The 25,371-nt window shown below is 69.1% G+C and carries 25 protein-coding genes and 3 pseudogenes; 9 read left to right on the top strand and 19 right to left on the bottom strand.

The window, feature by feature from the left end; translation table 11 throughout:
- The first annotated feature begins 229 nt into the window (after positions 1-229).
- Positions 230-871 (top strand): 2'-5' RNA ligase family protein, encoded by a 642-nt coding sequence (locus tag ADK67_RS27775; protein WP_053719470.1) that lies wholly within the window; start codon positions 230-232, stop codon positions 869-871.
- A gap of 126 nt (positions 872-997) precedes the next feature.
- On the opposite strand, the gene ADK67_RS27770 is transcribed toward ADK67_RS27775, so the two are convergent.
- Positions 998-2,101, bottom strand: coding sequence for a hypothetical protein (locus tag ADK67_RS27770; protein ID WP_053719469.1), 1,104 nt, complete (start codon positions 2,099-2,101; stop codon positions 998-1,000).
- A gap of 748 nt (positions 2,102-2,849) precedes the next feature.
- Here ADK67_RS27770 and ADK67_RS27760 point away from each other — a divergent pair.
- The 3 genes from ADK67_RS27760 to ADK67_RS27750 all read left to right on the top strand — a co-directional run bounded on the left by ADK67_RS27760 (position 2,850) and on the right by ADK67_RS27750 (position 4,665).
- Positions 2,850-3,146, top strand: coding sequence for a hypothetical protein (locus ADK67_RS27760; protein ID WP_157620888.1), 297 nt, complete (start codon positions 2,850-2,852; stop codon positions 3,144-3,146).
- Positions 3,147-3,329: 183 nt separating this feature from the next.
- A complete protein-coding gene (locus ADK67_RS27755; RefSeq protein WP_157620887.1) occupies positions 3,330-3,884 on the top strand; it encodes a hypothetical protein in 555 nt (184 codons plus the stop codon).
- A 187-nt stretch (positions 3,885-4,071) separates the two neighbouring features.
- Entirely contained in the window at positions 4,072-4,665 is a 594-nt protein-coding gene (locus tag ADK67_RS27750) for a hypothetical protein (protein ID WP_053719465.1), read from the top strand.
- A gap of 303 nt (positions 4,666-4,968) precedes the next feature.
- Here ADK67_RS27750 and ADK67_RS54790 read toward each other — a convergent pair.
- The 6 genes and pseudogenes from ADK67_RS54790 to ADK67_RS27730 form a co-directional block, all read right to left on the bottom strand.
- Positions 4,969-5,040: pseudogene (locus ADK67_RS54790) on the bottom strand (hypothetical protein); the annotation flags it as partial.
- 574 nt (positions 5,041-5,614) lie between these two features.
- Entirely contained in the window at positions 5,615-6,871 is a 1,257-nt protein-coding gene (locus ADK67_RS27745; RefSeq protein ID WP_157620886.1) for a hypothetical protein, read from the bottom strand.
- Positions 6,872-6,933: 62 nt separating this feature from the next.
- Positions 6,934-7,143 (bottom strand): hypothetical protein, encoded by a 210-nt coding sequence (locus ADK67_RS27740; protein ID WP_053719463.1) that lies wholly within the window; start codon positions 7,141-7,143, stop codon positions 6,934-6,936.
- A 200-nt stretch (positions 7,144-7,343) separates the two neighbouring features.
- Complete coding sequence (locus ADK67_RS51255; protein ID WP_157620885.1) at positions 7,344-7,496, bottom strand: hypothetical protein; 153 nt, start codon at positions 7,494-7,496, stop codon at positions 7,344-7,346.
- An 891-nt stretch (positions 7,497-8,387) separates the two neighbouring features.
- Positions 8,388-8,662, bottom strand: a pseudogene (locus ADK67_RS52765) (SU10 major capsid protein).
- A complete protein-coding gene (locus ADK67_RS27730; RefSeq protein ID WP_063797742.1) occupies positions 8,659-10,113 on the bottom strand; it encodes a phage portal protein in 1,455 nt (484 codons plus the stop codon). Before ADK67_RS27730 ends, ADK67_RS52765 begins: the two are co-directional and overlap by 4 nt.
- Positions 10,114-10,343: 230 nt before the next feature.
- On the opposite strand from ADK67_RS27730, the gene ADK67_RS51250 reads away from it, so the two are divergent.
- Positions 10,344-11,153 (top strand): hypothetical protein, encoded by an 810-nt coding sequence (locus ADK67_RS51250; protein ID WP_197289642.1) that lies wholly within the window; start codon positions 10,344-10,346, stop codon positions 11,151-11,153.
- 24 nt (positions 11,154-11,177) lie between these two features.
- Here ADK67_RS51250 and ADK67_RS55130 read toward each other — a convergent pair.
- The 10 genes and pseudogenes from ADK67_RS55130 to ADK67_RS51240 all read right to left on the bottom strand — a co-directional run.
- Positions 11,178-12,020 (bottom strand): annotated as a pseudogene (locus ADK67_RS55130) (terminase TerL endonuclease subunit); the annotation flags it as partial.
- Positions 11,921-12,817, bottom strand: a complete 897-nt coding sequence (locus ADK67_RS55125; RefSeq protein ID WP_053719458.1) for a terminase large subunit domain-containing protein — start codon at positions 12,815-12,817, stop codon at positions 11,921-11,923. The gene ADK67_RS55125 and the pseudogene ADK67_RS55130, both read right to left, overlap by 100 nt.
- A 100-nt stretch (positions 12,818-12,917) precedes the next feature.
- On the bottom strand, positions 12,918-13,379 hold the full coding sequence (locus ADK67_RS27705) for a phage terminase small subunit P27 family (RefSeq protein WP_053719457.1): 462 nt from the start codon (positions 13,377-13,379) through the stop codon (positions 12,918-12,920).
- Positions 13,380-14,176: 797 nt separating this feature from the next.
- Positions 14,177-14,590 (bottom strand): hypothetical protein, encoded by a 414-nt coding sequence (locus tag ADK67_RS27700; RefSeq protein WP_053719456.1) that lies wholly within the window; start codon positions 14,588-14,590, stop codon positions 14,177-14,179.
- A complete protein-coding gene (locus ADK67_RS27695; RefSeq protein ID WP_197289641.1) occupies positions 14,574-15,203 on the bottom strand; it encodes a hypothetical protein in 630 nt (209 codons plus the stop codon). Before ADK67_RS27695 ends, ADK67_RS27700 begins: the two co-directional genes overlap by 17 nt.
- A 143-nt stretch (positions 15,204-15,346) precedes the next feature.
- Positions 15,347-15,559, bottom strand: coding sequence for a hypothetical protein (locus tag ADK67_RS27690; RefSeq protein WP_053719454.1), 213 nt, complete (start codon positions 15,557-15,559; stop codon positions 15,347-15,349).
- A gap of 628 nt (positions 15,560-16,187) precedes the next feature.
- On the bottom strand, positions 16,188-16,349 hold the full coding sequence (locus ADK67_RS51245; RefSeq protein WP_157620883.1) for a hypothetical protein: 162 nt from the start codon (positions 16,347-16,349) through the stop codon (positions 16,188-16,190).
- Between the two features lies 1 nt (position 16,350).
- Positions 16,351-16,485, bottom strand: a complete 135-nt coding sequence (locus ADK67_RS54785) for a hypothetical protein (protein ID WP_269436036.1) — start codon at positions 16,483-16,485, stop codon at positions 16,351-16,353.
- A 64-nt stretch (positions 16,486-16,549) separates the two neighbouring features.
- Positions 16,550-16,681: a hypothetical protein gene (locus ADK67_RS54780; RefSeq protein WP_269436035.1), complete on the bottom strand. Its 132-nt coding sequence runs from the start codon at positions 16,679-16,681 to the stop codon at positions 16,550-16,552.
- Between the two features lie 242 nt (positions 16,682-16,923).
- Entirely contained in the window at positions 16,924-17,121 is a 198-nt protein-coding gene (locus ADK67_RS51240; RefSeq protein WP_157620882.1) for a hypothetical protein, read from the bottom strand.
- Here ADK67_RS51240 and ADK67_RS27685 point away from each other — a divergent pair.
- Complete coding sequence (locus ADK67_RS27685; protein WP_157620881.1) at positions 17,105-18,304, top strand: tetratricopeptide repeat protein; 1,200 nt, start codon at positions 17,105-17,107, stop codon at positions 18,302-18,304. The genes ADK67_RS51240 and ADK67_RS27685 overlap by 17 nt on opposite strands.
- A 246-nt stretch (positions 18,305-18,550) precedes the next feature.
- Here the strand turns inward: ADK67_RS27685 and ADK67_RS53925 are convergent, their stop codons facing one another.
- On the bottom strand, positions 18,551-18,739 hold the full coding sequence (locus ADK67_RS53925; protein ID WP_231648378.1) for a transposase: 189 nt from the start codon (positions 18,737-18,739) through the stop codon (positions 18,551-18,553).
- A 364-nt stretch (positions 18,740-19,103) separates the two neighbouring features.
- On the opposite strand from ADK67_RS53925, the gene ADK67_RS27680 reads away from it, so the two are divergent.
- Positions 19,104-20,321 (top strand): hypothetical protein, encoded by a 1,218-nt coding sequence (locus ADK67_RS27680; RefSeq protein ID WP_053719452.1) that lies wholly within the window; start codon positions 19,104-19,106, stop codon positions 20,319-20,321.
- The gene (locus ADK67_RS27675) at positions 20,318-22,030 is read left to right on the top strand and encodes a hypothetical protein (RefSeq protein ID WP_053719451.1); all 1,713 of its coding nucleotides are present in this window, start codon (positions 20,318-20,320) and stop codon (positions 22,028-22,030) included. The genes ADK67_RS27680 and ADK67_RS27675 overlap by 4 nt, the downstream gene beginning before the upstream one ends.
- A 455-nt stretch (positions 22,031-22,485) precedes the next feature.
- Here ADK67_RS27675 and ADK67_RS27670 read toward each other — a convergent pair whose 3' ends face one another.
- Positions 22,486-23,253, bottom strand: coding sequence for an SAM-dependent methyltransferase (locus ADK67_RS27670; RefSeq protein ID WP_197289640.1), 768 nt, complete (start codon positions 23,251-23,253; stop codon positions 22,486-22,488).
- A 709-nt stretch (positions 23,254-23,962) separates the two neighbouring features.
- On the opposite strand from ADK67_RS27670, the gene ADK67_RS27660 reads away from it, so the two are divergent.
- On the top strand, positions 23,963-25,351 hold the full coding sequence (locus ADK67_RS27660; protein ID WP_053719448.1) for a helix-turn-helix transcriptional regulator: 1,389 nt from the start codon (positions 23,963-23,965) through the stop codon (positions 25,349-25,351).
- Positions 25,352-25,371: the final 20 nt, after the last annotated feature.

The raw sequence follows: 25,371 nt of genomic DNA, 5'->3' as shown, positions 1-25,371 counted from the left end.
CGGAGCAGGCATGGCTCCGACAAATGACCGCGACGACGCCCTGCGGTCGTATCAGTCGTCATCGCATTCTTTCGCCGGCGGTGTGCTGGAAGAACTCGCGCAACGGAGCCAGCTCCGATCTCCGGCAGTGCCGGAAGCCATGTGGGTGGGACGGCCGACGCGACGACGAGAAGGATCCGCGGCGCCATGATCGACTTTGCAGTGAGACCGGGACAAGGGAGTTGACCGCGTGAACGAGCCGGAACCGATGCGCGACCACTGGTGGTGGAGGCCGGGCTGGAAGGTCGGCAGGTCGTTCTACACCTGGCACATCACTTTCGGCGACCAGCCAGGCGCGCAACAGCTTGTTACCGACTATGCGCCCGTTCTGGCGGCGCTGCCCCAACTCGACCCGGTTCCCCCACGATGGCTGCACCTGACACTCCAGGGCATCGGCTTCACCGACGAAGTGCTCCGCGACGACGTGAACCGCATCGTGGAGGCGGCCCGCAAGCGCTGCGCCGAACTGGAGCCCTTCACCGTCACCATCGGCCCGGCCCACGTCGACCCCGAGACCATCCAGATGCCCGCCCGACCGCTGGAACCGCTGGCGCAACTGCGGCTGGCCCTCCGCGCCGCCATCGGCGACGTCTGGGGACCGGACAACGTGCCCGAACCCGAAACCGGGTTCCGGGCTCACGTCAGCCTCGCCTACTCCAACGCCGCCGGAGCCGCCGAACCTCTCGCCGAAGCCCTGCGCATCCATGGCGAGCACACGGGGAAGGTCACCGTGTCCTCTGTATCGCTGATCAACCTCAATCGCGACCGCAAGGCATACGAGTGGACCGACGTCGCATCGGTGCCCTTCGGAGCGGTCGCACCAAAGTCCTAGTGACTACAGAGCAAATCGAGCACATGCCAGCCGTGCGGTCGTTGGCGTCGTATCGGGCCCACCCAACAAAACGGGCTCGTTGCTCTTCGCCACCACGGCGGCCGTCACCGATGGCGTTCGTGCGATTCACCGCGAGCGATGATCTGCGTGGGATCGCGTTCCTCGTAACGATCCTATCGCAGCTGTGGTGTGGCCGCGGGCGTCAAGCGCGACGGCTTTACAGAGTCCCGCCCGAACCACACCTGACCAGTGCTTACAGCTCTTGGCATAGCCACTTCGGCACGGAGCAGCACCAATGGGTGGGACCGTTCGCCGATGTCGCGCCAGCCAGAGCAGCATGATCACGATGGCGATCACCAATGCGGCGAGGAAAAGAACGAGCTCTCTTCGCGTGAAGCCGGGGTGATCGTCGCGCGGTTCCGCCGTGAGGTGGACCGACCGGTAGACAGGGAAACGTGGTTCAACGAGCGCAGCCATCGGGTACCGGTCGGTGTAGTGGACTGCGGGAGAGTCGCGTTCGACACCGTCGACCTGATCCTGCACGCGGGCACTCCTTCTGGCCAGATCGGCTGCCCAGGTGCCCAGCGATTCGAACCGTTCATGCAGTTGGCGGTCGACCTCCGAACCCGCGTTCAGGATCAGGTCGTCGGCGCGGGCTGCGGTGTGCAAACAGTCGTTCTCCGCGCGGAGGGTGATCAACTCGGTCTGGAGCATCTCCAGGACGCGCCACATCTGCGCCGCGTCGTCCTGGAGGCGCTGCAACTCGATGGCGTAGTCCTTGAGTTTCGGGTGGTGCCGCGCGACCACGGCCTTCATATCCGAGTAGAAACTCTTCATTTCGAGGCGGCGGTCACCCGTGACGGCGCGCAGGCGCTCGCCGTACTCCTCCTCCTTGGCCAGCAACTGTTGATCGACTGTGCGGAGGAACTGCTTGTACTCGGTGACGGTGTCCGCGGCATCGACGGCGAACCGGTCGATACGGTTCCAGGCGTCGGCCAGGTCCGCCCTGAGGCGCTGTACTCCGTCGTGGACCGCGGCCTCGCGGCCGTCCGGGTCATCTGAAAGTCGCGCGCGGGCGGCTTCGACAGCGGCCTGGTGGAGTCGTCCGACCTTGCGCCGGACACCGGCGATGTCCTGGCCGGTGGCACGAGTCGCGAGGATGACGATCCGGTCGACCAGCAGTGTGTCCGGCGGGGTGCGCTTGTCGCGCGGGACCATCTGGTCGGACACGCGCCAGCGGTTGACACGCCAGCCACCCCGGCCCGTCAGGAACGTGATAGAGCGGGGTTTCGCCGCTGGTGGCGTCGTCGACGAAGCTGGCCATGATGCGTGCGCGGGTCAGCCGGGCCTCGATCATCAACAAGTGCAGATGCGCGATCAACGCCGCCAGTGGCGCGGTCAACCCACGCTCCCACTGCAACACGCTGGCGTCGGTCTCCAATGGCCGCCCTGACTGGCCCGCCTGGTACTACCCTGCCTGGTACTGCGTGGCGTAATCGTCGCGCTCGTACCCGCCGTACCCCGATTTGCCGACGAAACGACATCCCAGCTCCTTCCCCGCCCGCTCCGGACAGATGCGTCCGAGCTGCCGGCGATGGGCTGTTCCCGAACACCGTAGGCCCGGCCGCAGTGCCGGTCACGGGACGACAACCATCGACCACCCGTCCAGACCACAACCCAGGCTGACGATCCCGTCGTTGCCCTCGACGTCGCGATCGCGCTCGACACCCCGCTGGAGACCTGCCTGGCCATGCAGACCACCAGGCCCGACAACCTGCGGGTTCCCGGCGACGTCGTGCGCGCCCAGCACGCCCGGGAGGCGGCCACTGCAAGCCGGGGGCGATCCGCACGCCCGCTAGCGTGTGCGCGGGGTGCCACCCCGACGATCCGCAGTAACGCGGTGCGCGGGGCGCACGCCCCCCGTCAGGATGAGGACTTACCCCACCCTCGGAGGCCGCTCGTGTCGTCCGCTCTGCGCATGGCCCTCCTCCTCGTCGCCGCCGTTCTGCTGGCCGTCGTCGGCACGATCGGACTGGTCACGGACGTCTCGACCGAGCCGAACCCGACCCTCCCCTCGGTCAGCTGCGGCACCTCGGTTTCCCGGATCGACCACGGCACCGGCGGGTACGGCATGATGTGCGACAACGACATTATGGACCGCCGCTTCTGGGCGTACACCGCGCTGCTGCTCAGCGTGCTCGCCGCCGCGGTCTCACTCGCCACTCCGTTCCGCCCGACGGACACGACCAGCGACGCTACGCCGCCAGCCGCCTGACGACCTCGTGCATAGCAAGCGACCAGGCGTGCAGTGGTCCCCGAAGGCCCCGAACCGCGAGTGATCAGTGCCGAACGCGTACGGATCAGCGCCGACAAGGCCAACCGTTGTTTTTCGGCCTGCGCTACCGGGGGGCCGTGACGACCGGTCGGTAGCCGCGCACGGCGGGCCACTATGCGCGGCATGAACGACTCCCCACCCACCTCGCCGCTGCGTGCTGGCACGACCACCGGCCTGGCCGGTCTGGTGACCGGCGTGGCACACGCCGCCCGACGGGCCGCCGACCGGCCGGACGGCGAGATCACCGAGCGGATCATGGCCGCACGGGTCGCGCTGACGATCGCCGGAGTGGTCAGCGAACTCCTGCACGACTTCGCACCCGCCACCACGACGCGGATCGACGCGTTCACCGTCGCCGCCCAGGCCACGGTGGCCACCGACCGGCTCGACGAGCTGGTCGACGCCGACACGCTGGCCGAGTACGGCGAGGGCACGCCGGCGGCCGACCTGGACACGCTGCGCCAGACCGGGCAGACGGAGCTGCACACCCTCAGCGACACCGACGTGGAGCGCATCGCGTGGGCGATGATCGACCTCGGCACCGCAGTCCGTGACCTGATGGAACCGGTGGCCGGGAATCCGGTGCTGGCGGCGAAGACCTCCACGGCGGCCAGGATCACCGGCGACGCCGGCCAGATGGTCTGGGCGCACTACGGAGGCGACGGCGGCGGTTGGTAACCGGCAGCACCGGACGCCTGGACCGTTGTCACTCGAACGTGTATTCGAGGTCGGCGGTAGGTTGCCTGCCACTGTCGTCGACTGTTCGAGGTGGCTATGGGCAAGGGAAACGGCGAAGATGTCCCGGCGCTTGAGGTGCCGGTGGAACTGCTCCAGCACGCAGAAGGTGTAGGCGCGCCAGTCCACCGTGCCCGGCTCCAACTCCGGCCCGGACAGCACCAGCTTGCGCCACGACCCGATCAGCAGGTCCTGGTCGATCTCGTCCACCCCGACCTTGTTGCGGCCACCGCCCCACAACCCCGGCAGCGCCGTCAACGCCCGCAGCACCCGCTCCCCCTCCGGGGTGGCGCCGAACGCGATGACCTGGCACAGCAGCGGCAGGAACGGCCGCACCGTCGCATACCGCTTGACCAGCTCCGTCCGCCACGCCGCGTCGGCGTCCTCGTCCGCCTGCCCGGCCAGCGCCACGATGTCGGTCAGCGCCTGGGTGATCTGCTCGCGCGGCACCACCGCCTCGATCTGCTCCCACACCTGCGACAAGCTCACCGGCTCGAACACCACACCCTCCCGCTCGGTGTCCGCGGCGATGTCCTCACTGGCGCCGGTCACCTCCATCAGCACCCCGACCACCGCGGCGAGTCGGATCGACGCCTTCCCGAGCCTGGGCCAGGTCCTGACCTTCTGCTTGTTCGACTCCCGCTCCGCCCGTGCCAACAACTTGCTGGTGATCAGCACGTCCAGCAGGTCCAGGGCGTCGTCCACGGCGCGGGTCTGCAGCTGATGTTCGCGCACATCGGCAGTCCATCCGGGCGATCGATCGCGGCGTGCAGCCGCAGTTCAGGCAGTGGAGTCGCGGCGGCTCAGCGTTCGTCCTGCGGTTCCCGGGCCTTCTCGCACGGTTCAACGCGGGTAACCGTAATCGTCGTACAGGCGGACGAACCTGGCCGTCGTCAGCACGCTCCGCCGCTCCAGTCCGCCGGCCACCCGCATCGACTCCCTCCGCCGGACCCGATCGGTTGCACGAGTCGGCGCCGACACGCAACTGCTCGACCAACGACGCCGGCACCGCCGGGAATACGGTGGACACGACGACCGCGTCGTAGGGCGCATGCTTGGGCACACCACGAGTACCGGCCCCCGACGCGCAGTTCGACATTGCCGATCCCGAGTCGGGCGAGGTCCCGCCAGCCCGCCGCGTCGGTCGGCCCACAGTTCGACGCAGCCACGTCCCTCACCAGACGGGCGAGCAGTGCGGTCTGGAAGCCCGACCCCGTGCCGATTTCGAGCACCGCGACCGCGAATCCACGGCGGCATGGCACAGCCCGTGACGGGCATACCCCGTCCCGCTCCAGCCGACACGGTGCCTGCGAGCAGCACCAATCGGACGGATGATCGAGATGACGCCCTGCGGTCGATGAGTCGTCGTGGTCGACTTCCGCACCGGTTGTGCGCTGGAGGAACGTGCGCAGCGGAGCCGGCTCCGATCTCCGGCGGTGCGGCAGTTCGTCGCCCACGTGCAGCCACGACGACCACGACGACCGTCAGGGCGGTTGTCGTCCACCGCGCGAGCCGCACGGTGGCGATCAGCGAATAGACTGCCGTAACGCCTTCCCGCTCCACCGGCAAGGACCGCAGATCCGGTCCTTGCTTTGGCGTTGTCCGGGTTCACGACCGTCCTGGCCGAGTTGGGGCCTGGTCTGTCCGGTGAAGTCGCTTGGGTACTGCCTCGTTCAGGAGACGGGGTCCGACTTCGTGGGCTCCTCGACGTGGGCCGGACCGTTCTCGGCAGCCTCGCGTGCTGCGCCGATGGACGCCCCGCCGATGTCGTCGGGTCGGACAGTCCGCGAGGCGGCCTGAGCGGCGGTATCGGCATCAGCCACTGTGTTCTTCTCCGCTGCTTCGGTCCGTTCCCGCTCGATCTTCGTCGCCAGCTCGGCGAGGACCTGCTTACGCTCCCGCCCAGTGGGCACCCGCACCGGGAATGCCTGCAACCATGACACCCGGTCCGTCTGCTGCCGGTAGCCGTTGCGGTCGAGGAACGACCCGATGCCCTCCATGTGTCCGGCGCCGAACACCACCACCACCGGCGTGTCCTGTGCCAGCCGCATCACCCGTGTCATCAGTTGCAGCTCCCGCAGGTCGTACACCACGAGGTGATTGATCCGCTCCGCTGTCCTGGACTTACGGCGCCAGCCGCCCGTGAGCAGTCGCGTGACCGACTGCACGGCACGCATCAACAACGGCATTTCACCCGGACACGCCCATTTCAGCGCGCGTCGCGCGTTGTCCATCGCCCGCAACCGCCACACCGGATCGTGGCGTACGGCGCTGGCGAGTGTTGCCGCCGACATGGCCTTGAGTCCCTCGCCGGCCTGCGCGGCGCCGGTCGCGATGGCGTCGCCCAGTTCGGCGGCCTCCTTCCGCGCCCGCTCGAGGTCCGCTCCGCCGTCGACTTGGCGCGCCGCGTGCGCAGCGGCCTGCGCGTGCGGGTCGAACGCGGTGTTGCCGAACGCCGACCCTTGGATCGACCGCGCGCCCAAATTGCGGGTGCCGATCGCGCGCATGACGTCGAGCATGTGCATGTCGCCGTTGCGCCAGTTGGGCTTGGTGTACTCGGAGGCAAGCGACGACGAGCCCACCTTCAGACCCAGCAGCCATGCCATCTGCCGGTACCCGGCGGCCGGGCCGGATTCCTGCTCGACCGCGACCGCCTTGTACTCCTGCGTGGTGAGCTTCACCGGGCCGTCCTCGCCCACGCTGCCCGGCCGCAACCCTTCGTAGAGCACTACCGCGTCCGGATCGCTGTTCGCGACGGCCTTCACCCGCTCGTAGTACTGCTCGGTGCCCACGTGGTGCACGCCGATCACCGTCACCTGGTGCGAGCCGGGGGTCGGCGGCGCCCACCGCCGTACCGCTGTGACGATCCAGTCCTCCTGCACACGGAAGCCGACGTGGTCCTTGCGTGGTGCTCTGCGAGCCATTGCCATCGAGCCGACCTTCCTGGGGACTTCACGAAACAAGGGGACACGCGATTTGCGCCGCGCCGGGCTCACCAGACGCGGCCGACGCCACCGGGAGGCGCCCTCGCGGGCGGGTCCTCCGACCGGTCCCTGAGCGCACCGACCGATGGGATGGAGTGCGGGCGGCGCGTGCCGGACAGTTCGACGTCGTCGTACACGCAGGCGGCAGGCCGGTCACCTGCCCCGGCCCGGCGGTGGGCCTCGTCGGTGAGCGCTGCGGCCGGCTCGATCGCGGCCACGGATCCTTGCCAAGGAGACACACGGAGCGGGATGGGCACAGGACCGCCACAGCGGAACCGGGTCGGCAAAGCGGTTCGGCGCCAGTCCTGTGCATCACGCCGCAGGCCGCCGACGACGGGACACAGTCGCCGTGCCGGTCCGACCAACCGCACAGTTCGAGGGAACCTGGACCGGCGTCCCGTACGAACCGCTCGACGAATCACGACGACTCGGCATCGTCCGCGGGCTCGCCTGCCGTGCCGGACGCGCTCAGTGCCACGGCCACCAGCACCGCCAGGACAAAGGTGACCACCACCAACGCCACCCGGCAGACAGCCAACAACCGGACCGCCGACCGGCGGACAAACGTCATGATCAGTGCTCTCCGTGAGACTCGGTGCTTGAACAGAGGGAACAAAGAACGTCGGCGGCCTCGGAACCTCGTGACCGGCGTGATCGCGGTGCAAGCCAACCGTCCAGGTCAGGCGCGGACCAGGTGCGCAACCGGCGATCTTGAGGAAATCTTGCGGCCCGTTCCGCAGCACCGCCGTGGCGATCACGCCGGGCGCGGTCGCGGGCGGCGGGTCGGACAGATTGGGCACGCGGGCGCGGCTGATCGCCGAGGCGTCGCCGATGAGCACCGTTGCCCGTGCCCGCTGTTCCGGCGTCAGCTCGATGTCCGTGCGCGCCTGGACGTCATCGACGGTAACAAGACGATCGGTAAGAGCCAGGACACCTCCTTAACACCCATCCCTCCAGCGAAGGGCTGGCCTGCTCTGGCATTGTTTGCGTATGGATCTTGACGAGGCGGACAAGCTTGCGTCCGTCGCCTCGGGCGTGATGAACGCGGCGATGCTCTGGATCATGATCAGAGATCGCGTTCGGGCGACGACACCTCGGCGGAAGAGGGCTCGTCACGCCCTCGAAAAAGCCACGTTCGGGCGCAGATTCGTCCTGCGTTCCTTAGTGGTTGCGCTCCTCACAGCCGCCGCCACATTTAGCCAGACCAAGCTGTGCGGCGAAGACCCGACGAAGGGTGCGCCATGCAACTGGGCGTCGGTGGTGCACTCCTAATCGGAAGTTACCTTCGCCGCATCTGTTCGGGCGACTGGCGGCCTGCCACCGGCAGCGCGGACACCCAGCTCGGCGGGCAGCCCGCGCAGGGCGTCGACGGTGTCCTTGTCGGCCACCTCGGCCTAGCCGTCCACGAAGGTCACACCGAGGTCGTGGACGACGAGCTGCGGGTAGCGGGTGCTGGTGAACTTCACGCGCCACCCCCACCGGTCGGGCCGGTGGTCAGGCCGGTGATCTTGCCGTGCGCGATCTCCGGCCCGTACTCCAAGGAGATCTCGCCGTAGATCTGCGCCCGGTCCGACGAGCCGGTCTTGGCCAGCGGTTCGGAGAACAGGAACCCCTGACCGGGCTTCTCCAGCATCACGGGGCGCACTGGTCGAGGCTGACCACCTGGACCGTGTCGGTGGGCATGTACCGGTTGAGCATGACCGACAACCGGCCGAAGTCGGTCTCGATCGTGGTCACGGCGACCCCTGCGATGCTGCGGGTCTCCTCGCGGTAGTTCTTCTTGCGGCGGCACGCCCACCGCCGGGTCGAGCCGGACCGGTGCACGGCGCGCGGGCACGCGCTCGAACTCCAGGTCGTCGTCGGCCGGGTCGCGGGCCGCGGGCAGCGGCTTGGGGCCGAACTCGCCCGCCTGGTCGCCGATGGCCCGGCTGTACGCCTCGGCGTCCTCGGCTTCCATTTCCCGGATCTGGGCATCGGAGTAGCCCAGCGCGCGACGCGCGACGCGGCAGCAACCGGTCCGCGCTGAACAGCTTCACCACGCCATCGGCCTGGGCGGCGAAGGTCGGGGTGGCCGCGTCGACCCACTGCACTTCCATACGCAGCGCTTCGTCCGGCACCCGCCCGTCGCGCACCAGCAGGACCGTGCGCATGACCTCTTCCCGGCCGTCACCGAACGAGCGTTGACGGCGTTCGGCGCGCTTGATGTGCCGGGACTCCGAACTGCGGATGCCGTCCGCTGAGGCGGGGTTCTCGGTGGCGTAGCCGAGGAAGTGCGGCGGCAGGCCGGTGAGGCTGGCGACCAGCCGGGCCAGGGCGTTGAGGGTGGAGTGGAAGTTCGACAGGTCGGCTTCGGGGAACTGACCGACGCTGACCCCGTCCTCCTTCGGGCTCTTGGGCGAGGCCCACAGGACACCGGCCACTGCCTCCCACGGCGACAGCGGACGGCCCTGGGCGTCGACGAAGTCCTCCTTGTCGAAGCCCAGCGCGTAGCGGCGCGGCATCGCGTGATACTCCGCCGACACCGTCATGTCCGTGGCGATCTTCGACGCGGCGTCCGACAGCGGCAGCACGGCGGCCAGCTCCGAGCGCCCGAGCCGGGGCGGGGCGGTGCGGCGGCGGCGCGTGCGGGGCCGGTTGACGATCGGCACCACCGGGACGCGGCCCAGGCCGTGGTCGTCGCGCTGGTCCTCGACCCAGGTCCCGCCGCCGTTCTCGGAGGTGTACCAGATGGTCTCGTTGGGCAGGTACAGCGTCGCCCACGCCTCCGTGTTGCCGTCCTCGGCGTCGTCGCTGAACTGGCGTTTGAGCGCGGCCCGGACGCGGCGGGTCCGCGGGTCGAGGTCGACGTGGACGTCCAGCGGGGACTCCACCGTGACCAGCGGGGCGGCGGCGTCGTCCTCGTTGGTGCCGACGATGGCGAACGCGCGCCCGAGGGCCAGGGCGTCGACGTGGGCCTGTTCGGCGTGCAGGTCCAGCCGGTTGGCCTGCCAGATCTGCCACAGCTCGCGATCGGCGGCCCGCTGCCCGCCCAGCCGGAACCCGGTCAGGTCCAGGCGCTCGTCCAGCGCGTCGACCACGAGCTGAGGCCAGTTGATCACCACCTGGCGCACGCGGCCGTCCAGGCGGCGGATCAGCTCCGGGTGCATGTACGACAGCGGCTGTTCTCCCTCGTAGTAGGCGTCCAGCAACTCCAGCTCCGGGAGCTACGCGTTGTGCAGCCGCGCCAATCGCGCGATCCACTGGGTGGGGGTCAAGTCGAACTTCGTGGAGATCAAGTCAGTCCATCACCACCGACCACTCGGCCGACCGGGCATCAGCCATGAGACGCAAAGACCTGGTAGCGGTCGGTATGGCAGACTCTCGCACCTGGGAAGTACACGAAGTTAATTCCATCAGATGCTCAAGTGGAAGGCGTGCGATGACCGACAACCCCGCTGGCCCGCAGAGCGGTTCCAAGATCCTGAGTGTCATCGCCATCATTGCGGATATATCGGCGGTCGTCGTATGGGTCGAGAGTCCTAAGCCGTTCTTTGCGGCAGTCGCGGGTGCGTTTTTCGTTCTGACTGGTTTACTGCTGTTTTTACGGGTGGCGGGCAAACTGCCCAAGTTACGTACTTCGGCTGCGCTTGTGCTCATAGTCGTCGGCGTGGCTACACTCACGGTAGTCGTCGATCGGAGTCTTATCGCGGGGAGGACCGGCGGCGCATCATCAGATCTGATCGGACCGACGACCGGAGGGGCGAGCGTCGAGTCGAAGGCGTTGGACCAGGAGAAAGACTCTACGACTCCTCCGGTGCAGCCCACGGTCGTGTCGAGCACAGGCGGCCCCCTTGATCCGGTTTCCGTTTGGTCGGTTCCGATCGCCGGGGGCCAAAGGGACGTGTTCGAAAGCGGATCTATCAGGGTGAATGCAGCGGACTACGACAACGCCGTTGTGGTCAAACGACTGGGCTGTTCTCCGAAGTGGGTCGATTTGCAGGTCGATCGAAAGTATGCATCATTGAGGATGCAGGTCGGGGTGAGCGATGACTCCGCGCCGGAGGTCGAAGCGAACTTCCAGGTAACGGCGGACGGCGTCGCCAAGGGTGGGGCGACAGTCAAAGTCGGTCAGGTCAAATCCATTGATGCGAATATCGCCGGAGCCCTTCGCGTTAGGCTGGAAGTTGATGCGTCGAAGTGTGATATCCATCTGGGATTGATCGACGCGGTGGTCGTGCCGGCATCCTGATTTGCGGTACGAATCGCCGCATGTTCATCCGAGGACCGTCATCCGTGAGGACTTGGTTCTCCTTGCGCCACGCAGCTTCCAGCCGCCGACCGCCACCGCGGCTGTGGGTACGGCGTCGATGCGCTTGCCGGTCTTGCCGCGCTCGGGCTTGTCGGGGCGGATGAGGTCTGGTTCACCGGGTGGGTGGCGGACTTCGACGGAGTCGAAGCACCATTCGGCGACGGGGTTGCCGTGGTGGGACCAGCCGCGTGATTTGGCCAGGGCCATGAGTTCGGTCATGCCCGCCGTCATGCCCTTGTAGGTCTGGGCGACCGGGAACATCGGCACACCGGTCTTCTTCTCCAGGCGTTGGCGGACGGGTTCGCCGGACCACTCGTCGTAGGAGATGTCCGCGACGCGCAGCAGGCCGGTGTCGGCGATGATGTCGGCTTCCACCTTCTCGTAGTCGATGACTTCGCCGTCGGTGACGGTGATCCAGCCCGCCGCGGCCCACTGGGAGACGCGGCCCTCGGTGCGCTCGTCCAGGAAAATCACCCCGGCTTCGGGCAGCCAGAACCGCCACAGCACTGACGGGTGACCGTCGACGCCGTTCGGCACCACCAGGCACCAGGCGGTCAGGTCGAGCTTCGAGGCCAGGTCCAGTCCGCCCCACGCGGGGCGGCGGGCCAGCTCCCGGCGCAGAGCATCGGGCTCGTCGCGGGTGCTGCCGGTGCACGCCGCGTACAGATGCATCGGCATCCACCGCGACGCCTGGTTGACCCACTGGTTCAACCGGAACTGCCGGAACGCGTTCTCCTTGAGCGGGTCGTTGCGGGCTTCGAGGGCTTCTTCCCGTAGCGCGGCCAGCGACAGGAAGTCCCCGAGGGCGGGGTTGGCGTGGTACCAGTTCGCCTCGTCCCACGGGTCGGCGTCGGCGGGGTGTTGCGCAGGTAGACGAACCGGTGCGGCGCCCGCGCGGGGTTCTCGGCGATCTTGGCGAACTCGTCGTGCTCGCCCTTGGCGAAGGAGGCGGGGTCGTTGCCCGCGGTCGTGGCCGCGATCAGCAACGGCTCAAGCCGCGTGCCCATGCCGGTGCGCATGGCGTTCCAGAAGTCGCCGTTGGGCTGGGTCAGGACCTCGTCGAAGATGACGCAACTCGGGTTGCTACCTAGGCCGCCCAGCGCGTCGGCCGGGACGACGGCGTAGACGGAGTTGGTCTTCTCGTCCACGATGCGCGCCGAGTGCTCGATGACCCGCAGCCGCTTCGACAGCACCGGCGAGAGCCGGACCATGCGGGCGGCGACGTTGAACACCAGCTTGGCCTGGTCGGTGTCGCGGGCACAGCCGTAGACCTCGGCCGACTCCACGCCGTCCCCGACCAGGAGGTACAGGGCGACGAACGCCAGCAGTTCGGACTTGCCGTTCTTGCGGGCCAGTTCGATCCACGCGATGCGGAACCGGCGGACGTAGCACTCGGCCTCGTCGTCCCAGCGGACCTCGCCGAACAGCGGGCGGACGATGTCGTCGCGCTGCCAGTCGGCGAGGATGAACGGCCGCCGTGCCCACCGGTCCTTGGTGTGGACGCAGATCTCCTGGGCGAACGCCTGGGCGTGGTCGGCGCGGGGCTTGCAGAGGTGTTCGCCGCGCTTGCGGCAGGTGTGGCCGTCGAAGGTGCGCCCGCACACCGGCAACCGCGCCCCGCGATGGGGTGTCGTGGTGGTTGTTCGGGGCGTAGCGGTGCCGGTGCGCGAGCTGGTCGTGGTGCGCTTCGGGTTGGCGCGGGGCTTAGCTGAGGAGGCGGCCCGGTCCGCCCTTGTGGTCCTGGTCGCCGCCCACCTCCACCTTGATGGACTGGCGATCCGACGGCGTCAGCCCGAAGCGGGCGGCGTAGGTCAGAAACGTGCGCTCCGCCTCGGCCTGCACCTGCAACGCCGGGTTCTTCATCAGGCCCGATCCGCCCTGCACCAACAGCGCCGAGCCGTTCACCAGCGCGGTGGCGTTGCGGTAACGGTTCAACGCCTCACACAGCACGAGAAAAGCGTCCACATCCCACGCGGTCAACACCCTGCGCTGCTCCAGGCTTGGAGCCAGTCGACCCCAGATCTCCCGTGCACCGTCCGACGCCCAGTCCGGACAGATGATCTCCTGTTCAGGAGGAGCGGGCTCGCGGTCATTGATCCGGTCGGTGCGGTCGCCGTGCAGGATGCGGAGCTGAGTGGGCTTCGAAGCCGGGCCTCGCTTGCCCATCGTGACTACCTCCGTCCGTCGAGTCGAAGGCCATCAGGCGAGATCGACTCACGAACACAGAAACCACGGCCTGCGTAGCCAGTTGTAGCGGACTGCATGCCCCCGTGCCTGGTGGTCACCGAGGCACGTCACTGAGGGCTACCAGCGAAGGTAGGTGCCTCGGCAGCGCTCATCCCTGCTGCTGCCTGAAGATTCCGGGTCAACCCACTTCACGTAAATCGCACGACTGGTTAGGTTCTCAGGAGTGCGGCACCACATGCTGTGGGCCGACTGAAAGAAGATCTATAGGATCAACAGCGCCTTCGCGGGCTTACCGGCGTCACGTGAGCCGGGCAAGCTGGCTCACCTCATCATGAGGTGATCACATGGGAGGTGCGAGTTGGTAGGAAACGATCATGCGGAGGATGACGATCCCGAGCGTGACGAGGAAAGGCGGCCTGGCCAGAGTTACCGCTCTGACCAGGCCGTTCTCCTTCTCAGTGCCCTGGTGCAGGTCGTCGCGTTGATTGGTGAGATCAGCGACCTGATCAGGTGATCTGTTGGGTGGCGCACCGGGAGGTGCGTCACCCAACCTCGCGGCACGGTGTCTCATGAAAACGTCCCGCTGTGAGACATTATCAACCTTACAACCTCTGGTTGGAGAGAGCTTGGTTGGTGTCGATCACCAAACGGATCTGTACATTCCCGCCTGATCATCAGCTGCCAGAGCTGCGGCCTCGGGACGGGCTAGCTGCGCGACGGGACAGTGCACGGCGGGCGCCCGCGACGAGGCGACCGAGTCGGCCTCGCATGATCGTTTACTCCTCCTCTCCGGTGTCGGGTTCGGGCAGGTCGACGCCCAGCGCCGACGCGGCGGCGCGGCCGTCGAGGTACTTGTCCCCGAGGTGGAACAGCCGCGCGGCGCGCAGGAAGGCGTCCTTCTCCTCGCGGGACTTGAAGCACAGGACGAACCAGAACTCCGAGTCCGTGGCGAGGCGGAACCGCTCGTCCTCCCGCGCGGTGCGCTCGCGGAAGCCGCGGGCAAGGGCGTCGAGTTCCGCGGTCGAGTCGGTGGCCAGGTCGCCGGTGTACTCGACATCGGCCAGCGGGTCGGGTTCGGGGTCGGCGTTGAGCTGGGCCAGCAGGTCGGCGTCGGAGGTCGGCCCGCCGATGGCGGCGGTGGCCTGGAGTTGGGCCAGGAGGTCGGCGTTGGGGTCAGCGGGCGAGGTCACGGCGGAACACCTCCAGGTCGGCGAGCGGGAACCACTGCAAGATCCGGGCGTAGTCGTCCGGGGCGTGGCGCCGGATCGGGTCGAGGAACCGGAAGTCCAGCCCGTCGAAGCTGCGGCCGAACCACTCGTATTCCGGGGGCAGCGGGCCGTTGTGGCGGGCGAGGGCTTCGCGCACGTCGGCGATGCGCCAGTCCCACACGATCGACACTTTGCGCAGGTGCTCGCGTTTCGGCCCGTGGGTGACCATCGCCATCCTCCGGTTCGGCGAGTCGGCCGCGCGGACGCCGTCGGCGTTCCAGGCCGCGGGCAGGTCGACGTCCGCGCGGATCAGGTCGGCCAGCTCCTCATACGTGGGTTCGGGGAGCTGTGCGGCCTCGATGACCGCCGCGCGCTCCGGGGGCTGGAACATCAGCGTGTTGAGCCAGCGGAACAGTGTTGGGTGCGGCAGGTTCAGGATGGGCGTGCCGAAGAAGTCCTCGTAGAACTTCAACGAGTCCTCGATGAACCGCAGGCCCGGCACGAGGTACAGGTGGTAGGGCACCACCTCGATTCCGGCTTCCCGCATCGCCAGCCACGCGGCAAGGCTGTCCTTGCCCCGGCTGAAGCCGAGCAAAACCGGTTTCCCCTCGGCCGCGAGTTCGGCGCGGATCTTCTCGGACGGGGTGATCCCGTCGACAACGATGGGTACGGCGCACCTCCGGTGGTCGCGATGCTTGGTGCATGGGTGATGCGGGCTGCATCACCGGGCGGACGGGTTCAGGCCGTGGTGTCGCGGGCGAGCATCCGGCTCACCGTGGACTGCGCGACCTGCGCGTGCGGGGCGATCTCGTGTTGCGTCGCTCCCAGCTCGTAGGCATGGCGCACAAGGGAGTCGTGCTCGTCTACCCAGGCGTGGACCTGGTCGGCCGCGAGCGCCAGGCGGTCGAGGACGGCGGCCAGTTCGCGCCCGGTTTCGCTGTCCTCGGGCACCGGTCTGCGGACGTGGGTTCGGCGTTGCCGGAAACCTGGCGGGACGGAATCGGGCCTCAGTGGCTTGTGCCCTTCCGCGTGGCTCAAGGGTCACCCCCTGGGGTGGCGCGGCCGGAGCCGCAACCGGCCTTGCTCGGCGCGTGGGGCGGGCGGCTCACGCGCTGTTCCCGCCTCCTCGGGTGCGGTGGTCCCTCGCAGTGATCCGGGCATGGCACGGCAAACACAGCCCTCTGCCCCGGTCCGGGTGGTCAGGGTCAAGCCCAGCGGCTACCAGTTCGCGCCGTGTCTGCGGCCAGTGGTCGGCCACAGTGGACGGTGAGCTACAGCTGACACCCGGATGGTCGGGGCAGGCGGTGAGGTCGCAGCGGCACACCCGGTCACCGGGGCGGGAGAGCACTCCCGGACGGAAGCGGGACCGGTGACCAGCGGTGTAGCCGCGCTGGGCGCTCGTGCCGTGGGCACGGCGGGTACGGCTGCGGCAGTCGGGGCACATGCCCCCGGTGCCGGTGCGGTTCGGGCAACCGGGGCGGGTGCAGGGGCGGGAGGCACGGGAGGGCAACGGCCTCGACCTCCGTGCACGGGACTGCCCCCGGCATCGGGATGCCGGGGGCAGTCGGTAGGGGTGCGGTCAGGTCCGGTGCCACCAAGGGGCGGGCGGGAAGCCTCCCCGGACCAACCAGGTGTCCAGGTCTTCCCAGACCTGGGCCAACCGGTCCAGGTCCACCGGGTTGCCCTGGGAGTGCTGGTTGAAGATCTCCCGGATTTCCCTCAGCCAGTCATCCGGCCCCATGTCAGGCCCCTTCCAGCAGCAGGTTCAGGGCGGTCTGTGCGGTGTTCAGGCTTTCCCTGGCGGGGAACACGGCGGCTAGGGCACGGTCCTGCAAGCCCCGGTCACCGGCCACCTTGGCGGGCTTGAGGTTCTGCACCCAGGACACCACGGCCAGCAGTGCGGCCTACCGGGTGCCCTTGATCTTCTCGGTGAGGTCCACCTCACCACGGAACAGCTAGCCCCACCACCCCGGTACGGACGGCATACCGGTCATGCGGTGCCTTGCCTGCACTGGGCATCGGCTTGTCCCGCAAGACCGCATCGGCGAACGTCTCGAACTCCTTGGCGGTCACCTTCTTGCGGTGCAGTCGGCCCGCGGACGTCGTTCTCCGCAAAATTGCCGCTTCATCGCCGCCGGATGACCTGGTCCTTCCGGCCTGCGAAGAGTTGGCTGGGGATCAACGGCATCCGACACCGGGCCTGCCCACGCAGATCGCTTCCCGCCTCCCAGCTCGATCGGAAGCGATGGTCACGCCCCGACGCCCCCGGTGTCGGATGCCATCCCAGGCGGCCCCTCACTACCCGCCAAGCCCGGTCACGGAGGTGTCGTGCCCACCATCGCCCCCACCTCGTCGGCCCCGGTCGCGACCACCGCACCACGGCATCCGACGAACGTGACGACGCGCGACGACAGGTCCGCGCCGGATTGCCGCGCCGAACTGCTGGTGCGAGTGCTGTCGGTGCCGACCGAACCCGTGGCCGCGGTGCCGGTGGAAATGGTCGCCTGGATCATCCGAGGCTCGTTCGCCGACGCCCACGACGTGCTGGAGCGCCTGACGGCGGCGGGCCGCGCCACGCGCACCGACGGCGGAACCGACTACCGCATCCGCCGGACGCGACACCCCGGACCGACGGACGATCTGTTCGATCCGCTCCTGCGCCACATCCACTGGTTCCTGACACGGGCACTCGCAGCCGACCAGGCGATCCATCCGCACGACCGCCGCCCGGCCACGTGCCCGACATCCACCGCCACGCACATCTTCGACTCCACCATCGACGCCACCCGGTGGTACACCGACAACGCGCGCCACCTGCGTGCTCTCCTGCCCCTGGTGCTCAGGCTGGACCACGACCTGACCTGGTGGCTGGCCCAGGCCCTCTGGCGGCTGAGCCGCTGGACCGGCGACCACAGCGGCGCCGTCGAGGCCCAGATGATCGGGCTGACAGCAGCACAGCGATCCCCGACCCTGCCCCACCGCGCACGACTGCTGACCCGCGCCGACCACCTCGCCCGCGCGGCGATCTCCCTCACCGACACGGGCAGACACCAGGCAGCGCTGCCGTTGTGCGACGAAGCCGTCACGATCGCCACGACGGCGGCCGACCCGACGGTGCTCTCCACCGCCCTGTCGGCACGCGCCCACGCGAAGCGGGCAGCCGGCCACACCGAACAGGCACTGGCAGACCTGTTCCGCTCGCTGGAGCAGGCCGACGACGACCACAGCCGCGCGCTGCGGCACCACAGCCTGGCCACCGCGCTGACCGACCTGGACCGTCACGACGAAGCCCTGATCAACCTCGGCCACGCCGCCACGCTCATGCTCGCCGTCGGCGACGACCTCGGCCACGCCAGGGTGAACACGACCCGCGCGGACGTACTCATACGCGTCGGCCGCCCCACCGAGGCTGCACCGCTGCTGAACAACGCGCTGCCGGTCGCCACCCGATCCGGATCCCCGCTCCACGTGGCCGACGTGCAGGCGGCCCTCGGCCACTGCGCCCAAGCTACGGGTGATCCCGACCGGGCGGTCGAGTGGTTCACCGCCGCCCGGACGAACTATCTCGCCGCGCGCCACGGCGGCCGCGCCGACGCCATGAGCGCAGCGATCGCCTGCTGCGCAACCACAGCCGACCCCCGACCTGGATCACGAGACCGGCAAACGGCGGACTGTCGTCGCGTTGTCCGGCGGTGACCAGCAGCGACAGCGGCCGCCGGCCCTGCTCGCAGGCCAGGTGCAGCTTGCTGGTCCACCCGCCCCGCGACCGACCCCATCCGTGATCGTCCGGCTCTATTCCACCCGCCGGGGTGCCGGGCGGCTCGACCTGGGGATCCCCTTTTTACGGGCGCCGGCCGCGTGCTGGTGTGCCCGCGCGACCGTGGAGTCCACGCTCAGGTCCCACGACCAGCCCGTCGGCGTCGGCACGGGCCTGCAATGCGGTCAGGATCGCCTGCCACACCCGGCCTGCTGCCGGCGGCGGAACAACCCGTACACGGTCTGCCAGGGCCTGTGGTCCGGCGGGACGTCCCGCCACGGGGCGCCGACCCGGACCCGCCACCGGATGCCGTCGATCAACTGCCGTTTACTCCACTTGGGCCGGCGGCCCGGCTTGCGCCCGACGGGTAACAGTGGTCGCAGCAGCGCCCACTGCGCGTCGGCCCGCCCCGCTGCCGCCGCACCCGGCCACGAGGTCTCCGGTGTTCGGGTTTCCTGGTCGCCAACCCACTTACCGGAGACCCCGCCACGTCCGGGCCAACGACACGCCGACGGTCACCTCAGCCGGGCCGCGCTCGGAGACGGTGTCACCGGCCTCGATCCCGACTCAAGGGCAAGCACTTGTGCGCGTTCTTCGGCCTGGAGGGTTCGATCGGCGGGTTTGCGCTGAAGGTGCCGCCCAACCCGCAGTCGTGCGGATCGCTCCCCGCTCGATTGGCCGACGATGGCCGGGGCGGGGCGACTTCGGACGGCCTTGCCTGGCGAAAAAGGGGGCGCCATGGGGAAGCCCGACCAGGGTGCGGTGCACGACGCTGTGTCCAACGAGGTGTCGGCCGAGCGCGTCGAGACCGTCATACAGGTGGGCACGGTCCACGGTGGGGTCGTGGGGCGGCTCTACCGGTTCACCGTCACCCTTCCCCGGGCGGTGCGCAACGCGGTGGTCGCGCTCATCGTGGCCGTGCTGGTCGCCGGCGGCACATACGCCGTGCTGACCTGGGTGGTGCCGCAGTTCGCGCCGACGTACAAGACGGAGTTTCTCGTCGACCTGTCCGGGGCGGGTGCCTCGCCCGAGGACTTCGCGGCGAGCGTGGACTCGTTGGGCAAGGCGCTGGGCAACACCGGCGAGGATGACGCGATCGCGCTGCGCGGGTTCGGTGGCCAGTGCGGTGCGGAGGGCAACACGAGCCGGCTGGTCGGGTTCGGCAAGGGCAACCGGGACGAGATCGGGGAGGCGGTGCGCGTCGCCTCCCCGGCGGGTGAGGCGACGTTGCTGCGGGGCATCGTCGAGGCCACCGCGGACTTCTCCGAGCCGTTCTCCCAGGACGCGAAGCAGGTCAACCGGATCATCGTGGTGACGCGCAACGGCGTGGACGCCTGCGACGACGACCGGGCGTTCGTCGAGGAGGAGATCCGGGACCGGGTCGCCGCCGCCGGGTTGGACATCCAGTTCCGGTTCGTGGGCTACCAGCTCGGCGACGACCACCGCGACGGGTTGGAACGGCTCGCGGCCGGTGCGGACGCGCCGACGCCGCTGCTGCCCGACTCGCCCGACGAGCTGCGCGCCGCGTTGGAGTGGGTCACCAACGTCGAGCCGGTCCTGCGGTCCGCGGACCGCGTCATCGACATGTTCGACCCCGCCGTCGCCCGGCTCAACGAGGCCGTCCAGGCGATCGTGGACGGCCGCCTCGACATCGCCGGCCGGATCATCGACGACGTGGCCCCGATCACGGCCGACGACGAGTTCGCCGAACTGCGCGGCCGGGCACGAACATCGGTCGCGCGCGACCTGCACGCGAAGACACTGCAACTGCGGGAACGGCAGGGCCGCGTCGTGGATGCGGCGCGGCAACTGCTCGACGTGGCCAGGTCCGGAGCTCCCTTCACCGACCGGTTCGAATCGTTCCAGCGGGCGGCGGACGACTACAACGCCCAGGTCGACGCGATCAACGAGATTCTCGCCGCTCTGCGCGCATCGAGCCCGGGAGGGACGAGATGAGCACCGCCACCACGCGGCGCAGGCTGCTCGCCGCCCTGGCCGTGGCGCTCGTGCTCGCCGGGTGCGTGGTCGGCTACCTGGTCGTCCGCTCCGTCCCCGACCACCGGACCACCCTGCTGGTGGACACCTCCGCACCCGGCACGGACTTCCCCGCCGTCGCGGACGCCGTCGAGGCCACCGCGCACAACACCGGCGACGCCGACGCGCTGAGCCTGCGCCGCTTCGGCGGCGAATGCGGCGCGGCAGACAACACGAGCGAGGTGACCGACGAAGCCGACGAGGTACCCGGCGTCGTGCGCGCCCTGACCCCGACCGGCCGGGCGACGCTGCTCAGCGGCGTGCTCGCGGCGATCGACGACTTCTCCAGAATCTACCCGTTCCGCGGCTCGCAGCGCAACCGGATCGTGGTCGTCTCCACCACGGGCGTCGATGCGTGCACCCAGGAGCAGGCGGAGGTCTCCCGTGCCATCCGCGAGCGCGTCGACGCCGCCGGGCTGGCACTGGATATCCGGGTCATCGGCCACCGCGTGCCCGCCGAGCAGCGGGAATCGTTGGAGCGGCTGGCCAGTGAGCAGGCCGTGCAGGCGGTGGCCTTCACCGAAGACGCAGCCGAACTGACCGAGGTGCTGGACAAGCTCGTCGTGCCCGAGTCACCCGAGGCCGCGAGGATCAACGTCACCACCACCGCCCCGCCCCAACCGCTCGCGTACGCCTACGTGACGGCGGAGCGGTTCGCCGTCGTCAGGGACGAGCGGGCGATCAGCGAGGTCGCGGGCGACTTCGGGGACTTCGGGGTCATCCCGGATCCGCACTTCACCCTCGACGGCCGGTTCGCCTACGCCGTGTCGCCCGCGGGTATCGCGGTGGTCGACGTCGCCGACGGTGAGGACCGCACCGTGCCCTGTGGCGAGTGTTGGAATGCGGTGGTCGTGGGCGGGAGCCGCATCGCCTGGCTCGAACGGGACGCCAACCGCATCATCACCCTCGACCTGGGCACGCCCGGCGCGCAACCGACGCCCGCGCCAGTCGTGATACCCGCTCCCCGAGCCATCGAGCCGTATACCGGACCCTCCGAGGGGGCGATCATGCTGCTGGCGGGCGCCTCCGACGCCGTACTCGTCGGCGTTGTGCCACCCCCGGTCGCCTATGGCGGCTCCGTATCCCTGTACCTGCTCGACTTCGACGGCACGGTACGCGACTTCGGCATCGCCGATGGAGGCCATCGGATCGGACAGACGGGCACTATCTCGCCGGACGGCCGCACGGCCGTATACCTAACGATCCGACACATGAGCATCTGCCACAGGATCCTCTCGCTGGTCCCCGTGGACGTGGAGACCGGTGAACGCCGGCCCTCACTCACCCCCGGCGTGCTGGGCGACCCCACCGACGTCGACGGCTCGCTCGTCCAAGACGTCCGGTACGACCGCGAGGGCCGCCTCAACGCGACCTTCTCCACCTTGCGGTGCGGCCCCCGCTTCGAGAGGATTCCGGTTCAGCCGCCGACCCGAATGCGGTTGGAAGGCGACCGATGGGTGGCGCTGGAGGATGCCCCGGTGCAGACGCACCCGCTCGGGGACGACACGAGCCTGGTGTTCGTCGACCCCCCGCTGGGAGTCCGGGGCGGCACGCTCTTCCTGGAAACCGCCGGCCGCCGGATTCCGGTGGCCGACGGGGTGATCGCGATCGGGGTAGCGCCCGACCGCTAGCTGCACTGCCTGGAGAGGTTGCGAATCCGACGGAACAGGTCAGCGACACGCCCGGCGACAACCTCACCTTTGAAACACGGGCTGAGGGTCGCCTAAGGGTGCATCCCAAATGCGGAAAACGCGCCGATGCCGGAACTGTCAGGCTCGGCCGCAAGCCGCCCGCCAGGGTGCCCCTCGCCGCGGTGGCGTGTGCGGGGGTTGCGGTGCTCAACGCGGCCGGACTCGCCGGCGACAGCTCGCTGCGACCGGACAATCGGATCCGGCGACGCCGAGCTGATCGCGGCCTTCGACACGGACGTGCGCAGCTATCCGTGGTCACCGTGACCAGTTCGTCCACGCGGAGACCGCTCCATCGGCGCCGCGCCGCACGAGCATGTGCTGCGGAGGTTGTGCACGCCGTGCACGGACGTGGGGACCACCGCAGTGGCCACCACCCGGCAAACATCGGCAGTGCCTCAGAAAGTCGCCACGCACACCGGTGCCGCGGGTGGGATTCCGTCGATGTCGAACGGCCACAATGGACGCCAGTACGGCGCACGAACCACCGGTTCGCACGAGGTCCATCCCGCATCTCCGACCAGTACGGCCAGCTCCTCCCCCGGCCCGGCGCCGGGAACGACCGCGGTGTCGAACCGATGCGTCAGCACCAACCACGACCCTGCCGGCACCACGGCGCGCCACACCGCGAGCACGTCGCACAACTCCTCGCGTGACGCGACCAGATCCGCCAGCCCCACGGCCAGCAACGCGACCGGCTCGGCGGGCGTCAGGACACCGGCTGTCAACGCCACGTTCCATGCCGCGGCCGGAGCACCCACCGGCGCCTCCATCACGGCATGGGGTTCGGGCACGAGCATCCTGCCCAGTGCGAGCAACACCGGATCCGACTGCACATACACCGTGCGGGCGTGGAGCCTGTTGTCGTCGACGACCTGGTGCGGCGCGCCGCCCGCCGTGACAGCGGTGGACAGGTCCACCAGTCCCCGAACGCCAGCTGCCACGAGGTGCCGGACAGCGCGCGCGAGGAACGACCGACCGGCCCGCGCCGTGCGCTCCGCATCGGGATCGACCGTCGACCACCGACGCGCCAACTCGCGGTCCGCCGGGAAGTTGTACCCACCGCCGAGCAGGTAGTCCGTCGCCCGCGCCGGATGCGGCGCGGCGAGCAGTCCACGTTCGCCAGCACCGTGGTCGAACCCGGCACCGACGGATCCCACCGACATGCCCGGCCACACCGGGCTTCGCGGCTCGGGCGGCCACCTTGGCATGGACAGGGGCACGGCAGACATGGAGTACCTCGTCGAAGACGTAGCCGATTCGGGCGGGAACCTGCTCAGCGGCACGTCAGGCCGTCTGCTCCTGAGCAAGAGATGTCCTGGCAGCGTCTTTCGGCGCGACCTGGTCGTCACCAGCGGTAGACGGGAGGGAGGCCGGAACGCCAGCGGTGGGGACGAGAGCGCCAGCGGCGCGATTCAGTGCGGCGGTGGCATCGTCGCGGGCCAGTACGTGTCCGTGGGCGCACTCCCATCCGGCACTGCCGTGGTTCTCCCACGTGTTGCAGCAGTGCCCGCCGTTCGTCTCACGGAACCGGCCTCGTCCGACTTCCAGTGGAGCGGCAACGGTCAGTGACAGGGTCATCGGTAGCAGCCTCCGGACCAGCGATCAGCGTGTCGACCTGCGGTCGGCCCCGCGCAACATGGAGTCGCCCACCACGTGGAGATCGGAGGTCTCACCGACACCGGGGCCTGTCAACAGCCAACTGTCGATCCCGACAGGGAGCCAGGTGACGAAGCGGCAATTTTGCGGAGACCCTCCGGCGGGCCGATGGGTACGAACGGGTGAAAGCCGATCGGCGCACCGGCCGTGACCTGCTGTATGCGCGATCACTGGGCTAGCGTGTCCGGTCCAGGTACGGGGAGGGATCGCGTAGCGATGACGAGGCGGAAGACGCTTCAGCAACGGCGGCTGACGTGCGGGCTCACCCAGGAACGCCTCGCCGAGAAGGTCGGCGTCAACGCCAGAACCGTGCGCACCTGGGAAGCGGGCACGAGCACACCCTCTCCCGAACAGCGCCCACCCCTGGCCCAGGCACTCGCGATCGGCATCGACGACCTCGACCGACTCCTCACCGGGCTCCCCATCCGCGACCATCTCCCCACCACCTCCGGCCCGCACCAACCCGACGCCACCGATGCGACGATGTCATCGGCCCGGCACTCGCCGCCGGACATCGACCTGGAGTTCCACAAGGAGGCGACCTGGATGGCGCTGAATCGCAGGGGCTTCCTCGAAAGCATCACCGCGATCACTCTCGGGATGGAGATCGTTCCCGAGTTGGAGCGCTTGGAATACCTGCTGCCGACCAACGCGAACCCGGCCCTGACCCGCCGCCTGGGCGCCGCCGACGTCGAGGAAATCGAGAACCTGACCAAGGGCTTCCGGGACCACGACTACCGGTACGGCGGCGGGCTGGTCCGCGCTGCCGCAGTAACCCAACTCGAGCACGTGTTGAAGCTGCACGACCTTGAGTGCTCGGGGCCGGTGCGCACGTCGCTGCGTCTGGCCACCGCCGACCTGGCCCAGACCGCGGGCTGGATGGCCTACGACGTCGAGCTGCACGATGACGCTCTCCGACTGTGGACGATTGCCCTGAAGCTCGCAAAGGAGGCCGACGCTCCGCGCAGCGCGGACCTCACGGTGCACCTGCATCTCGACATGGCGCATCAGGCACTGCACCTGAACCGGCCCCAGGCAGCGCTGCGGCTGGTGAGGCTGGCGAACGCGACCGCGGCCGGACACGACCACCGGGTCAGCCGCAGCACCGACGGCTACATCGCGTCTAACCTGGCCTGGTGCCAGGCAACGCTCGGGAACGTCGACGCCTGCCACCGGGCTCTCGATGTCGCGCAACAGACCTACCTCGACATGGATGCGACACCCGTGCCGTCCCACGTCGTCCCGGCGGAACTCGACGCGCAACGCGGGCACGCGTTGTATCTGCTCGCCGCCACCGACACCCGCTTCGCGGGCGAAGCGGTGGAGCGTCTGAGCGCCGCCGTCGACAACTACGGCCCCGACTACGCCCGCTCGGCCGCGGTGAACCTGCCCGGCCTGGCCGCCAGTCAGTTCCGCGTGGGCGACATCGACGCCGCCGTCGCCACCGGGCACCGGGCAGTGACCGAAATCAGCGCCTTGTCCTCCACACGCGCACACGTACGCCTGCACACGATGGCGACGGTCGCCGCACCCCACACGCACCGACCGGACGTGGCGGACCTGCGCAGGCGCGTCGACGAGTTGCCTCCCCACAACGCCGCGTGAGCACCAGGGCGCGAGAGCGA

Origin of the sequence: Saccharothrix sp. NRRL B-16348 (assembly GCF_001280085.1) — a bacterium.
Classification (GTDB): domain Bacteria; phylum Actinomycetota; class Actinomycetes; order Mycobacteriales; family Pseudonocardiaceae; genus Actinosynnema.
This window is presented reverse-complemented; position numbering and strand designations above follow the sequence as displayed.